We start from the raw sequence: 12972 nt of genomic DNA, 5'->3' as shown, positions 1-12972 counted from the left end.
CAGCCTGTGATCTCGGATCAATTGTCGGCGCTGGCTTGCGAGGCCTTGGCGCTGGCCGCCTGCTCGGCGGTGACGGGTTCCGTGCTGCCGCGCTCGGCGGGCACGAGGAGCCTGGTGTTCTGGACGCCGTATTTCCAGGGATCGACCATCTGCATCACGGTATTGGCGGCCTGGGCCTCACCGGCGCCGCTCGTCACGCCTTCGCTGCGCATATAGTCGTCACTCGTGCAGCCGGCGGTGAAGCCGGCAAGCAGCAAGGCGACGCTCGAGCTCAAGACCAGACGCATGGCTTCAGTCCTTCGGCAGGTCGAGGAAATGCCCGACTTTGGTGGCGGGAGCGGCACGCACGGCGCCGCCATCAGCCAGCGCCAGCGCGCGATTGGTGTCCGACGCCTTCACCTCCTCGGTATTGTTGAGGAAATAGTCGACATTGCTGGCAGGCTGCGTGCCATCGGTCGGCTCGGCCATTTTCTTCGATGGATCCACCGGCTTGACCAGGTAAGGCGTGACGATGATCACCAGGTCCGTCTCGCGCCGCTGGTAGGATTTCGACGAGAACAGGGCCCCGAGCACAGGCATCTTGCCGAGGCCCGGTATGCGCGAGGTGGTGATGTCGTTCTGCGATTGCAGCAGCCCCGCGATCATGAAGCTCTGGCCATTCTTCAGATCGACCGACGTCCTGGCGCGGCGCACGATGAAGCCGGGCACCGAGATGCTGCCGATATTGTAGGAAGCCGATGCGTCGATCGAGGAGACTTCCGGCGCGATGTCGAGGCTGACCAGCCCGTCCTTCAGAACCGTGGGCGTGAAATCCAGGCTGACGCCGTACTTCTTATAGCTGACGGAAATCTTGCCGTTGTCTTCGGAAACCGGGATCGGAAACTCGCCGCCGGCCAGGAAGCTCGCCGTCTCGCCGGACCGGGCGATCAGGTTCGGCTCGGCCAGCCGACGAGCCAGGCCGCGCTCTTCCAGTGCCTTGATGGCGATGTCGATGGAAACGCCGTTCGACAGCAGCTTGCCGATGATCTCGCCGGTCCCCGCCGGCTCAATGGTGCCGGGAGCAATCGTAACGTCGCGTCCGCCCATGCCATAGGCGAAATTGGCGCTGTATTTGGCGCCGAGGTCCTGTCCGGCCTGACGGTTGATCTCGACGAAGCGGACATTGAGCTGGACCTGCTGCGAGGACGAGATGTTGACCGAATTGATCACCTCCTCATTGCCGGAGAAGCGGGTGGCGATCTTGTTTGCCTTTTCGGCGGCGACCGCGTCATCCGCCTCGCCCGACAGCACGACACGGCCATTGGCGGAGCCGACCTTGATTTTGGCGTCTGGCACGCTGGCACGGATGGTGTCGGCCAACTGGTCGGTATCGAGCGTCACTTCGATGTCTACGGTGCCAACGAGTTGCTTGTTCTCGTCGAACAGGGCGATGCCAGTGGTGCCGAGATTGTTGCCCAGCACATAGAAGGATTTGTCGGTCAACGGGTTGACGTTGGCGATCTCCGGATCGCCGATGACGATCTGGTAGAAGGCAGCACTGGTCATGATCGTCTTGGGCTTGCCCTTGGCGACCTTGATCGAGGCGTTCTTGGTCGCCGAGACATAGACGATGTCATTGTCCGCCCTGGCCGGGGCGGCGAAGATGCCGGCGGCCGCCATCGTCACCGCCATCGCCACGGCCCGCGCGACGTGCAACCGGCCTGCCATTCGATATTGAAGTTGCCTGAACATTGTTCCCGTCCCGTCCGGTCCCCACCGGTCCTGCTCTGGTCCCACTCAGGACCTGATATTCTATTTCTGGTCCCGCGCAGGAACCTGATATTCCTCGGCCGTCGTTCCACGCGTCACGATGACCGTCTTGAATTTCGGCTGCTCCGGCTCCTTTGCCATGGCGTCGAACAGCGAGCCGGCTGCGGCTTGCGCCTTGCCCGCCACCGATCCGCCAAAGGAGGAGATGGTGGTGACACCGTTCTTGCCGTCGCCGCCTTCGCTGGCGGAGCGAAGCGACAGCGACAGCGTGCCGACAGTGCGGGCCAGCGCCACTTTCTGCGCGCCTTCGGTGGTCACCTCGATGGTTATGGAATTGGCCACCTGCGGGGTCGTTTGGCGCTCGTCGGCGCCCTGCCCGACGCTCAGCACCTTCGCGTCGGCAACGACGATCTCTGAGGTAATCGTCGAACCGGCGGCGCCTTGCGCATTCTTTGCCACTTCCTGGATTTCGCCGGCATCGCGCGTCAGCACGACGTCGACCCGATCGCCCGGCGTGACGAAGCCGCCGACGCCCGCGATCTCGTCGGTGCGGATGGTGACCGCCCGCATGCCGGGCGTCAGCATGTTGGAAAGCGTGGCGCGGCCATTCGGGCCGGACAGTTTGGTAAGCAGCACCGGTTCGTTGACCTCGATCGGCGACAGCACCACGCGGCTGCCGCCCCCGAGCAGTCCATCGATGGTGGCGAAGGCGCCTTGAGGCAGCGAATCCTGCGGCCACGGGATTTCGTTGAGTTTCGCGCGGTCGAGATCCATGCCGTACCGCAATGGCGCATTCGCCACCACGATGGTCTTGAATTCGACCGTGGGCGCGGCGGGCGCCGCGATCGATGCGGTTTTCTCCTCGGCATCGGCCCTGGCCTGGCGCTTGACCCAGAAATCCGCGGCAAAGATCGAGATCGCGCCGAAAACGGCGGCGATGCCGATCATCGTTATGGCCTTGCCCCTCACGCCCAAACCCCTGATGCCCGTAGTTTCTTGTTATGTTGGCTCACGCTAGGCGGCATTGTTAAAGAATCAGGAATCTTCTCGCTGGCTATCCGCCCGATTTCCGCCGGCTTGGTTATCGAATGGTTTTAGGATAAGAGGGGGTTAATCCCCGAACGTAACAGGAACCTCCGTCGCTTGGCGCTGAAAAGCGTGGCAGTATCGGCGAGTGATTCGCAGCTTGGGCTCTATAGCAGGCATGGACGACAACAACGATCTTTTCGGCAATCTGGAGAAGCAGCCGCAACCGGTTCGCACACCGGCGCGTCCGGCCGATCCGCTGGTGCAGGCGGCAACCAAGCGTCCGGCGGCCGCGTCTCGTGACGGCTCAGAGGGTTACAGCGCCGCCGATATCGAGGTGCTCGAAGGCCTGGAGCCGGTGCGGCGCCGTCCGGGCATGTATATTGGCGGCACCGACGACAAGGCCATGCACCATCTGTTCGCCGAGGTCATCGACAACTCGATGGACGAGGCGGTAGCCGGCCATGCCACCTTCATCGATGTCGAGCTTTCGGCCGACGGCTTTCTCACCGTCACCGACAATGGCCGCGGCATTCCCGTCGATCCGCATCCGAAGTTCAAGAAGCCGGCGCTCGAAGTGATCATGACGACGCTGCATTCGGGCGGCAAGTTCGATAGCAAGGTCTATGAAACCTCGGGCGGCCTGCACGGCGTCGGCGTCTCCGTGGTCAACGCGCTGTCGGACCATCTTGAAGTCGAAGTCGCGCGGGGTCGTCAACTATACCGCCAGCGCTTCTCGCGCGGCATTCCGGTGAGCGGCCTCGAGCACCTTGGCGAAGTTCACAACCGGCGAGGCACAAGAACCCGCTTCCACCCCGACGAGCAGATCTTCGGCAAGGGCGCGGCGTTCGAGCCGGCGCGGCTCTACCGCATGACGCGCTCGAAGGCCTATCTCTTCGGCGGCGTCGAAATCCGCTGGACCTGCGATCCCTCGCTGATCAAGGAAAAGGACACCACACCGGCCAAGGCCGAATTCCATTTTCCCGGCGGCCTCAAGGATTATCTGAAAGCGTCGCTCGGCGACGAATTCCAGGTGACGCGCGAAATCTTCGCCGGCAAGAGCGACAGGCAAGGAGGCCATGGCTCGCTGGAATGGGCAGTGACCTGGTTCGGCGGCGACGGCTTCATCAACTCCTACTGCAACACCATCCCGACCGGCGAAGGCGGTACCCACGAGGCCGGCTTCCGCAACGTCTTGACGCGCGGCCTGCGCGCCTATGCCGACCTCGTCGGCAACAAGCGTGCCTCGATCGTCACTTCGGAAGATGTCATGATCTCGGCGGCGGGCATGCTGTCGGTGTTCATCCGCGAGCCTGAGTTCGTCGGCCAGACCAAGGACAGGCTGGCGACGATCGAGGCGATCCGCATCGTCGAGACGGCGATCCGCGACCCGTTCGACCATTGGCTGGCCGACAATCCGCAGGAAGCCTCGAAGCTGCTCGATTGGGTGATCGCGCGCGCCGACGAGCGGGTACGACGCCGCCAGGAAAAGGAAGTGTCGCGCAAGAGCGCGGTGCGCAAGCTGCGTCTGCCGGGCAAGCTTGCCGATTGCACCCAGAATGCGGCCGCCGGCGCCGAACTCTTCATCGTCGAAGGCGATTCGGCCGGCGGCTCGGCCAAGCAGGCTCGTGACCGCGCCAGCCAGGCGGTGCTGCCGCTACGCGGCAAGATTCTCAACGTCGCCAGCGCCGGCAACGACAAGCTGGCCGCCAACCAGCAGATTTCCGACCTGATCCAGGCGCTTGGTTGCGGCACGCGGTCGAAATACCGCGACGAGGATTTGCGCTACGACCGCGTCATCATCATGACCGACGCCGACGTCGACGGCGCTCACATCGCCTCACTGCTGATCACCTTCTTCTACCAGGAGATGCCGAACCTGGTTCGCGGCGGACATCTCTATCTGGCGGTGCCGCCGCTCTATTCGATCCGGCAGGGCGGCAAGGTCGCCTATGCGCGTGACGACGCGCACAAGGACGAATTGCTGCGCACCGAGTTCACCGGGCGCGGCAAGGTGGAGATCGGTCGCTTCAAGGGCCTGGGCGAAATGATGGCCGCGCAGCTCAAGGAGACAACCATGGACCCGAGGAAGCGCACGCTGCTCCGCGTCGATGTGATCGATGCCGAGGCCGCCACCAAGGACGCGGTCGATGCGCTGATGGGCACCAAGCCGGAGGCTCGTTTCCGATTCATTCAGGAACGTGCCGAATTCGCGGAAACGGAAGTGCTGGATATCTGAGCGCAGGCCGGTCGATCAAGGCTTGCGGAGACGCGCGTGTGAGCTGGCAACGGCTGAAAGGCTATTTCGAAGCGGGTCTTGCCGGGCTGACGCAGCCGACCCGGTCGGACTGGATCTTCGCCCTGCGTACGGTCTCGGCCGGCCTGATCGCGCTTATGGCCGCCTACGCCCTCAAGCTCGATCACCCGCAATGGGCGATGATGACGGTGTTCATCGTTGCCCAGCCGGTCGCCGGCATGGTGCTGGCGAAAGGCTTTTATCGGTTGCTCGGCACGCTGGCGGGCGGCGTCGCGGCAATTGCCATCACCACTGTCTTCGGCACGAATCCCTGGGTGCTGGTGACGGTGCTTGCCCTCTGGATCGGCATCTGCACCTTCGTCTCGTCGCTGCTGCGCAACCCGGAAGCCTACGGAGCGGCGCTGGCCGGCTACACCGCCATGATCATCGGCCTGCCGGCGTTTGGACAGCCGCATCTCGTCGTCGATCTGGCGGTGGCGCGCTGTGCCGAGATCGTGCTCGGCATTGTCTGCGCCGGCCTGACCAGTCGGCTGATCCTGCCCAAATTGGCTAGCGAGGCCATCACCTCGCGGCTGAAGCGCTGCATTCTCGACCTTGCCACCTATGCCGGCGGCGCCTTTTCCGGCGGGGACACGGCAATGCTTTCCGGCCTGCATCGGAAGTTGGTCGCCGACACCCAGACGCTCGCCGAGATGCGCGCCTATGCCAGGCTGGAGGCCCCGAGCTTCGCGCCGCGCGCCCATCCGGTCCGGCGCACCATTGGACAACTGCTTTCAGCCCTGTCCGCGGCCCGCGCGCTGCACTCACACGCCGCACCGAAGAACGCGGCGCTCATTCCGGTGCGCTCGGAGCTGCAAGCCCTCGTCACTGAAATGGCGGCGACGCCGGGCGCACTCGACGACACGGCGCCCTGGCTGGCACGGCTCGACGCGATCGGCGCCAAAGCGAAGCATATGCCCGACGCCTTGACCGACCAGGAAGGCGACAGGGTCGGCACCGTCACCCGGCTCACGATCGCCGCCGATTTCGCCGAAGCGCTGAAGCAGGCGCTGCGCGGTCTCGATGCCTTGCGTGCGCCCGTCACGCAGCCTTCACGCGAACGCAGGCCCCCGGCGCTGGTGGTGCATCGCGACTATCACGGCGCGAGCCGCAACGCGGTCCGCGCGGCACTTGCAACGCTGCTGGTCGCCGCTTTCTGGCTGACGACGAGATGGTCGGAAGCCGCCGGCACGGTCATTCTGGTTGCCGTCGTGTCGAGCTTGTTTGCCGCCCGCCCCGATCCGGTGCGGGTAGCCTGGGGCTTCTTCGAGGGAACGCTGTTGGCCCTGCCCTTTGCCTTTCTCGTCGGCCAGATCGCGCTTCCCGTTTTTCCTGGTTTCGGCTGGTTCATGTTGTTCGTCGTACCGATCCTGGTGCCGGCGGCGCTCGCCATGGCAAATCCGCGCTATGTCGGCGTGGCGACGGCCTTCGCCATCAATTTTCTTGCTTTCCTCAGTCCGCACCAGGCGATGTCCTACGACCCCGGCCCGTTCTTCGCCGGCTCGGCCTCGATCCTGGTCGGCATCCTTTTGGCAATCGGCGTCTTCATCGTCGTGCTGCCCGCCGACCCATGGCTCGCGGCGCACCGCATCGTGCGGGCCATGCGCGAGGACCTGGCGCGGCTTTGCCTGCACGAGCGCGTGCCGCGGCGTTCAGCCTTCGAGAGCCTCGCCTATGACCGCATCAACCAGTTGATGCCGCTGGTGCAGACCAGCGGCAGGAAGGGTGAAGCGGTTCTGGGCGGCAGTGTCGCCGCCGTCACCGTCGGTCTGGAGATCCTGCGGCTGCGCGCTGCCCAGCAAGGTTCCGCGATCCCATCCGAAACCGCGCTTTCCATTACCAATTTCCTCAAGGGGTTGGCGCGCGAACTGCTTTTTCGCCAGCCCGGCGATCCGCAGACATCGACCGTCGCCGTCGCCCGGCAATATGCGGCGGGCATCGCTCAGCGCAACGGCGCCGGCGACATGCTGCAGATCGCAGCGTCACTGCGCATTATCGCCGCGGCAATGGAGGATTTTCCCGAGTTCTTCGCCAGGCAGCGAAGCTAGGCCCGTTCGCCGATCCTATGCGGCGGCGATCGCCAGCGCATGGCCGCGCGCATTTTCACGCAACGCATCGAGATGGATCGACTTGACCAGCGCGGCGAGATCGCCTTCCGCGGACTGTCCGCCCAATTCCTTCAGCATCAGCCAGCTGACTTCCTGCACGCCGGCGACGCGCTTGCCGTTGGCGACCTCCCGCCAGATTTTCAGCGCGCGCAAGATGACCGCGTGCGTGGCGGCAGCCAGGCCGGCACTGCGGAACAGCGCCTGCAAGGCCACGTCGTGTCCGCCGGCCAGCAGCGCCCTCACTCTTTGGGCGGACTGCTGGCTGAGCGCGACCAGCGCCGAGCCGAAAAAATCGACCTTGCCATGCGCGATGGTGCGGATGAGGAAGCTCGCGGTGAGATCGCCGCGCAGCCTGAGATGCTCGATCAGTGCTGCATGTTCTTCCTGGCGCGTGCCCTCGATCAGCGTCACGCAGGCCTTAACGCAGGCGTCGCGCATGACGCGGTCGGCCCGGGAGGCTCCCATCAAGGCCATGACCAGCGGCGAGGTCTTGAGCATCTCACCGAGCTTGACGAGCAGCATGTGCCGGCAGTCGGCAGGCAGGCGTGCATCCGATATAAGCGCTTCGCGCACCAGCGGCAGATGGCCGTGGCGCTCGGCCATGCGGCGGAAACTCAACGAAGCGATATCGGCGCCGCTGTTGGCCAAAAGCACGGCGCAGGCCTCCGCCTCGCCGATCTCTGCGATAGCCGCCGACAGCGCCATCGAGACCAATGGCCGATCGGCGATCAGTTTTTGCGTCGCCTTCGAACCTGAAGCCACGCGATTGATCAGGTCTGCATCGGTAAGCAGTGGCGATCGCGTCAGCACGACGCCGGCGACTTCCGGCTGGTCGCAGGCAAGCGCGCTGATGATCTGTGGCGGTGCGTGATGACTCATGGACAACGCCTCGGCCATCGCCAGCCGCACCTTCGACGATGCATCGTCGAGCAGCAAGGTCAGCGCCGCTTCGGCGGCGCAGCGGTCCTCGAAAGGCAATTCGGCATCGACATAGGCGCGGGCCAGCGCGCTTGCCGCCGCGGCGCGCTCCGACACCCTGGCCGTGTAAATCCATTTCAGGAAATGCGAAACAACAACCATACCGCCTGCTTACGCCCCTTGCCGGAAGGCTTCCGACCCCGTGCCGGACGTTAGGCCGAATTGGTTTATGAAGCGTTCACCATGTTCGTTAACTGGCTTGCGAGCGCTGGATGCAGCGCCTATCAACCGTCCAGCAGCGGAGGAGAATTAAATGGCTGGGCTTTATCTCGAGGAGTTCGTTGTCGGCCATGTCTTCCAGCACACGCTGCGCAAGACCGTCACCGAGAGCGACAACATGCTGTTCTCAGTGATGACGCTGAACCCGCAGCCGCTGCATATCGACTTCGATTTCGCCGCCAGGAGCGAATGGGGCAAGCCGCTGGTCAATTCGCTGTTCACGCTCGGCCTGATGATCGGCATTTCGGTCAACGACATCACCGTCGGCACCACGGTCGCCAATCTCGGCATGAAGGAAACGGCGTTTCCGCATCCGGTCTTCCATGGCGACACCATCCGCGTCGAGACCACCGTCGTCTCGGTGCGCGAATCCAGGTCGAAGCCCGATCGCGGCATCGTCGAGTTCGAACATCGGGCCTATAACCAGAACGGCGACCTCGTCGCCAAATGCACGAGACAGGCCATGATGCTGAAGAAGGCAGCCTGATGCGTTCGCTGCTGTTCGTTCCAGGCGATTCCGAGAGGAAGCTGGAGAAAGGCTTTGGCGCCGGCGCAGACGTGGTCATTGTCGACCTTGAGGATTCGGTGGCGCCCCACAGCAAGGCATCGGCGCGAAAAATCGCGGCGCGCTTCATCGTCAATCACCGGGCGCAAACAAGATCGGCGATCTACGTCAGGGTCAACGACCTGTCGACCGGACTGACGGACGACGACCTTGCGGCGCTCATCCCGGCAAAGCCGGACGGGGTCATGCTGCCCAAATCGGCCGGCGGCCAGGATGTCCAGCACCTCTCGGCAAAGCTGAGGGTCCGCGAAGCGGAAAGCGGCTTGGCCGACGGCGCGACAAAAATCCTGCCGATCATCACCGAAACACCGGCCGCCGTGCTGGCGGCGGCGAGCTACGCCGGGGCAAGCGCGCGGCTTGCCGGCCTGACCTGGGGCGCAGAAGACCTGTCGGCGGCCATTGGCGCGCGCACCGCCCGCAACGAGCACGGTCGCTATACCGACGTGTTTCGCCACGCTCGCCTGATGACCATCCTCGCAGCGGGCGCGGCGGAAGTCGCGGCGATCGACACCGTCTTCCCGAATTTCCGCGACATGGCGGCCTTCGAGGCCGAATGCAGGGAGGCCGAACGAGACGGCTTCACCGGCAAGATGGCGATCCACCCTGATCAGGTCCCGGTCATAAACGCCGCCTTCACGCCCTCGGTGGAAGCGGTGCAACAGTCGGCGGCAATTGTCGCGGCATTCCAGGCGGCGGGAAATCCCGGCGTCGTCGGCATCGAGGGCAAGATGTATGACCGGCCGCATCTGCGGCTGGCCGAGCGGCTTCTGGCACGCGCCCGGGCAGCCGGAATCTCCGCCTGACCGCTACCAGACCAGCGGGATCAGGCGGTAGCGGACATGGGCCGCATAGTCGTCATAGCCGCGCAGGCCGGTGCGAAGTGTTTTTTCCTCGATGAATGTGCGGATGGCCAGGAGAACGATGAACACGACGACCAGTGCCAGCCCCCACCAGGAGCCGAGCAAAAGAGCCGTGCCGGCAAAGAAGAGGATGGCGCCGGCATACATGGGGTGGCGCACATAGCTATAGGGACCCGTTGTGATCACTTGCTGTCCGCGCTCGGCCTGGATCTTCACGACGGGCGCCGCGAAACTGTTCTCCAACATCGTCAGATAGCTGATCCATAGTCCGACCAGCAGAACCAGCGCACCGATCACCTGTACCCAGACAGGAACGGCGGACCACCCGAAGCGGTGATCGAAACCCATGAAGGCCAGCCAGGCAAAGATGCCGAGCAGGAGTATGCTCAACAGAACCTTGTCGGCCGCGGTCTGGTTCTTCTGGATGGGAGAGCTCAGCCGTTCGTTCATCAGGCCGGGATCGCGCCGGGCCAGCGTCACGCCAAGGGTCAGGCTTAGCCCGATCATCACCGCCAGATATACCCAGGCTCCCGGCCAGGTCAGCGTGCCCGCCGTCAGGAAAAGCAGCGCGCCCATGGCGCCGAACCACACGAACGTCTGGAGGATCAATCTCGAGACCATGACCAACCTTCCACAATATTTGCCGCAGGCATCTACCAGCAACAGACTACCGCCGACGCTCAGCGGACTATCGCCCATCACGCGCCTGGACGAAACCGTCCTGGTGTGCAGAAGGTTTCGTCATGCCGTGTCATCAAGCTCAGGGCGCGTCGTGATGACGGCTCGCCGCCAGGAAAGCACAATGACTGGGCGCCCGTCGCGGGCTAATCCTTGCCCCAACGCGGCCGGCGCATCGAAAACACTTCGTTGACGCTGGCATAGTCCATATAGCCGAGGCGAGCGACATTGCCGGCCTTGCTGATATCGAACAGGCCGTCCTTCAGGTAGGCATCGTCAATATGCACGCCGATCACCTCGCCGGCCACGACGACGGCGCCGGTCGGCGTTCCGTCCAGGGCCTTTGGCCGGAACACTTCGGTCACCTTGCATTCGAGTGCGGCGGGTGCGGCCGCCACGCGCGGCGGCGCGACAAGACGCGACGGCGCCATGGCGAGATTGGCATAGATGAACTCGTTGACGCCGCGCGGCGCGTCGACCGACGTGCGGTTCATTTTCTCGGCGAGATCGCGGCCGACCAGATTGGCGACGAACTCGCCGGTCTCCTGGGCGAAGGAGGCGCTGTCCTTCTCGCCCTCGGAGGAAAACCACACGATAAAGGGCCGTGTCGAAACGGCATTGAAGAAGGAATAGGGCGCGAGGTTGATCTCGCCGGCCCCGTTCAGGGTCGAGATCCAGCCGATCGGGCGCGGCGCCACGATCGCCTTCGACGGATCGTGCGGCAGTCCGTGCCCCTTTGACGGCTCGTAGAACACTTAGCCCGCCCAGGGCCCGGCATAGTCCGCATAAAGCTTTGCCGGATCGGGGCGCGGCCGCTCCGGCGCCGGGCCGCCATAAGAGCCGATATGGACGAAGCCGACGACGCGCTCCTGCGGCGCCAGCCCCAGGATCGCCCTGCCCTCCGGCACGTCCGAATACCAGTTGCTGATCATGTTGGTGCCATAGCCCAGTGCGTTGGCGGCAATCATCAGGTTCATCGCCGCCATGCCGCCGGACAGGAACATCTCCCATTGCGGGATTTTTGGATTTTCCTTCGGCACCGACACGACGCCGATCACCAGCGGCGCGCGCGAGAAGCGCGCCAGCTCCTGGTTGCGGCGGCCATCCGGTAAAGGTCCCTCCCGCTGTTCGGCAAGGGCCGCCAGCTTCCTGCCGATCTCGATGCGGGCATCACCGCGATAAAGAATGAAGCGCCAAGGCGCGAGCCGACCATGGTCGGGCACGCGCGTGGCCGCGGCGATCATCGTGGCGATCTCGGCGTCGCCGGGCGCAGGCTCCTTCAAGTCTGGAATCGGCGCTGAATTGCGGGTCAGCAGGAAGTCGATGATCGGGGACGCCATGGGCGCAAGTCTCCTAAGTTCAATTTTGAGCTGAAGCGCGCCATGGGGATGCGGGGCGGCTCGGGCATCGACGCGGGCGCGCCAGGCTGGAGAGTCGTATCGGTCGGACTCTTAAGCCTTGAAATTGCCACCGCCATGGGCTTCAACGCAAGGCATGTTTGAGGGGACTTTGCGTCTTTTCCTGATCTGGGTCTGCACCCTGCTGCTCATGGCGCCGGTTTCCTTTGCCGTGGCGCAGAACGTGGATGGCGTCAGCGACCTGAAGCTTCCCGGAATTTCGAGCTACGCGACGCCGAAAGGCGAGACATCGTTGGCTCTGGGTGGCGGCGGCGCCATCACCTTGTCCGCGCAATTGACCGACAAGGGAGGCGACATCACCCGCGGCATCGTCTGGCGTGTCTTCAAGCCGGAGGCCGTCAACGGCAAATTGCCGATGGTGGCTTCCGCCCACGGCGGCACGGCGGTCTTCCAGCTCGAACCCGGCAGCTATCTGGTTCACGCTTCCTACGGCCGGGCCGGTGCCACCAAGCGCATCACCGTCGGCAAGGACGCCAAGCGCGAGAGCCTCGTGCTCGATGCCGGCGGCCTGAAGCTCGACGCCGTCCTTTCCGGAGGGGCGCGCATCCCGCCAAAGAAGCTGCGCTTCTCGATCTATGAGGGCAATGCCGAACCCAATGGCGATCGTGCGCTGATCATTCCCGACGTCGAGCCCAACAGCGTCGTGCGCCTCAACGCCGGCGTCTACCACGTGGTCTCGACCTATGGCGCGGTCAATGCCGTCATCCGCTCCGATATCCGCGTCGAGGCCGGCAAGCTGACCGAAGCCACCGTCGAGCATCACGCCGCCGAAATTACGTTGAAGCTGGTGCGTGAGGCAGGCGGCGAAGCGATCGCCGACACGTCATGGTCGCTGCTCAACGAATCCGGCGATCCGATCAAGGAAACCGTCGGCGCCTTCGCCTCCATGGTGCTGGCCGAAGGCGACTACACCATCATCGCCAAGAACCGCGACCGCATCTACCAGAAGGATTTCACGGTCGTCGCCGGACAGAACCAGGAAATCGAGGTTCTCGCGACGGAAGCCGCCGCGATGGATCCGGAAGAAGGCGCGGATTAGTCAAAATCCCGGGTAAGCCTGAATCGGTTCCCTTCG

12 protein-coding genes are annotated in these 12972 nt (G+C 64.2%); 5 read left to right on the top strand and 7 right to left on the bottom strand.

The window, feature by feature from the left end; translation table 11 throughout:
• Nucleotides 1–17: 17 nt before the first annotated feature.
• The 3 genes from LB566_RS19260 to cpaB form a co-directional block, all read right to left on the bottom strand.
• Nucleotides 18–287, bottom strand: a complete 270-nt coding sequence (locus tag LB566_RS19260; protein WP_140551522.1) for a hypothetical protein — start codon at nucleotides 285–287, stop codon at nucleotides 18–20.
• 4 nt (nucleotides 288–291) lie between these two features.
• Entirely contained in the window at nucleotides 292–1707 is a 1416-nt protein-coding gene (locus LB566_RS19255; RefSeq protein ID WP_411910491.1) for a type II and III secretion system protein family protein, read from the bottom strand.
• A gap of 84 nt (nucleotides 1708–1791) precedes the next feature.
• Nucleotides 1792–2718, bottom strand: a complete 927-nt coding sequence (gene cpaB / locus LB566_RS19250; protein ID WP_318012860.1) for a Flp pilus assembly protein CpaB — start codon at nucleotides 2716–2718, stop codon at nucleotides 1792–1794.
• A gap of 235 nt (nucleotides 2719–2953) precedes the next feature.
• On the opposite strand from cpaB, the gene parE reads away from it, so the two are divergent.
• Together parE and LB566_RS19240 are read left to right on the top strand one after the other, a co-directional pair.
• A complete protein-coding gene (gene parE, locus LB566_RS19245) occupies nucleotides 2954–5014 on the top strand; it encodes a DNA topoisomerase IV subunit B (RefSeq protein WP_224625530.1) in 2061 nt (686 codons plus the stop codon).
• Between the two features lie 38 nt (nucleotides 5015–5052).
• On the top strand, nucleotides 5053–7119 hold the full coding sequence (locus LB566_RS19240) for an FUSC family protein (protein ID WP_224625529.1): 2067 nt from the start codon (nucleotides 5053–5055) through the stop codon (nucleotides 7117–7119).
• Nucleotides 7120–7134: 15 nt separating this feature from the next.
• On the opposite strand, the gene LB566_RS19235 is transcribed toward LB566_RS19240, so the two are convergent.
• Entirely contained in the window at nucleotides 7135–8259 is a 1125-nt protein-coding gene (locus tag LB566_RS19235; RefSeq protein WP_224625528.1) for a DUF2336 domain-containing protein, read from the bottom strand.
• Between the two features lie 151 nt (nucleotides 8260–8410).
• On the opposite strand from LB566_RS19235, the gene LB566_RS19230 reads away from it, so the two are divergent.
• Entirely contained in the window at nucleotides 8411–8863 is a 453-nt protein-coding gene (locus LB566_RS19230) for a MaoC family dehydratase (protein WP_224625527.1), read from the top strand.
• Complete coding sequence (locus LB566_RS19225; protein WP_224625526.1) at nucleotides 8863–9744, top strand: HpcH/HpaI aldolase/citrate lyase family protein; 882 nt, start codon at nucleotides 8863–8865, stop codon at nucleotides 9742–9744. The genes LB566_RS19230 and LB566_RS19225 overlap by 1 nt, the downstream gene beginning before the upstream one ends.
• 3 nt (nucleotides 9745–9747) lie before the next feature.
• Here the strand turns inward: LB566_RS19225 and LB566_RS19220 are convergent, their stop codons facing one another.
• The 3 genes from LB566_RS19220 to LB566_RS19210 all read right to left on the bottom strand — a co-directional run bounded on the left by LB566_RS19220 (nucleotide 9748) and on the right by LB566_RS19210 (nucleotide 11819).
• Entirely contained in the window at nucleotides 9748–10422 is a 675-nt protein-coding gene (locus LB566_RS19220; protein WP_224625525.1) for a methyltransferase family protein, read from the bottom strand.
• A 203-nt stretch (nucleotides 10423–10625) separates the two neighbouring features.
• A complete protein-coding gene (locus LB566_RS19215) occupies nucleotides 10626–11234 on the bottom strand; it encodes a flavin reductase family protein (protein ID WP_224625524.1) in 609 nt (202 codons plus the stop codon).
• Nucleotides 11235–11819: a nitroreductase gene (locus tag LB566_RS19210; protein ID WP_224625523.1), complete on the bottom strand. Its 585-nt coding sequence runs from the start codon at nucleotides 11817–11819 to the stop codon at nucleotides 11235–11237. It abuts the gene before it with no gap.
• 154 nt (nucleotides 11820–11973) lie between these two features.
• On the opposite strand from LB566_RS19210, the gene LB566_RS19205 reads away from it, so the two are divergent.
• The gene (locus LB566_RS19205) at nucleotides 11974–12936 is read left to right on the top strand and encodes a hypothetical protein (protein ID WP_140551510.1); all 963 of its coding nucleotides are present in this window, start codon (nucleotides 11974–11976) and stop codon (nucleotides 12934–12936) included.
• Nucleotides 12937–12972 lie beyond the last annotated feature (36 nt).

The sequence above is a fragment of the Mesorhizobium sp. CA13 genome, assembly GCF_020165235.1.
Lineage (GTDB): Bacteria > Pseudomonadota > Alphaproteobacteria > Rhizobiales > Rhizobiaceae > Mesorhizobium.
This window is presented reverse-complemented; position numbering and strand designations above follow the sequence as displayed.

Coding starts and splice junctions, on each gene's coding strand:
- LB566_RS19205 (WP_140551510.1), top strand. CDS start 11,974: ATGTTTGAGGGGACTTTGCGTCTTTTCCTGATCTGGGTCTGCACCCTG.
- LB566_RS19220 (WP_224625525.1), bottom strand. CDS start 10,422: ATGGTCTCGAGATTGATCCTCCAGACGTTCGTGTGGTTCGGCGCCATG.
- parE (WP_224625530.1), top strand. CDS start 2,954: ATGGACGACAACAACGATCTTTTCGGCAATCTGGAGAAGCAGCCGCAA.
- LB566_RS19210 (WP_224625523.1), bottom strand. CDS start 11,819: ATGGCGTCCCCGATCATCGACTTCCTGCTGACCCGCAATTCAGCGCCG.
- LB566_RS19225 (WP_224625526.1), top strand. CDS start 8,863: ATGCGTTCGCTGCTGTTCGTTCCAGGCGATTCCGAGAGGAAGCTGGAG.
- LB566_RS19260 (WP_140551522.1), bottom strand. CDS start 287: ATGCGTCTGGTCTTGAGCTCGAGCGTCGCCTTGCTGCTTGCCGGCTTC.
- LB566_RS19230 (WP_224625527.1), top strand. CDS start 8,411: ATGGCTGGGCTTTATCTCGAGGAGTTCGTTGTCGGCCATGTCTTCCAG.
- LB566_RS19255 (WP_411910491.1), bottom strand. CDS start 1,707: ATGGCAGGCCGGTTGCACGTCGCGCGGGCCGTGGCGATGGCGGTGACG.
- LB566_RS19235 (WP_224625528.1), bottom strand. CDS start 8,259: ATGGTTGTTGTTTCGCATTTCCTGAAATGGATTTACACGGCCAGGGTG.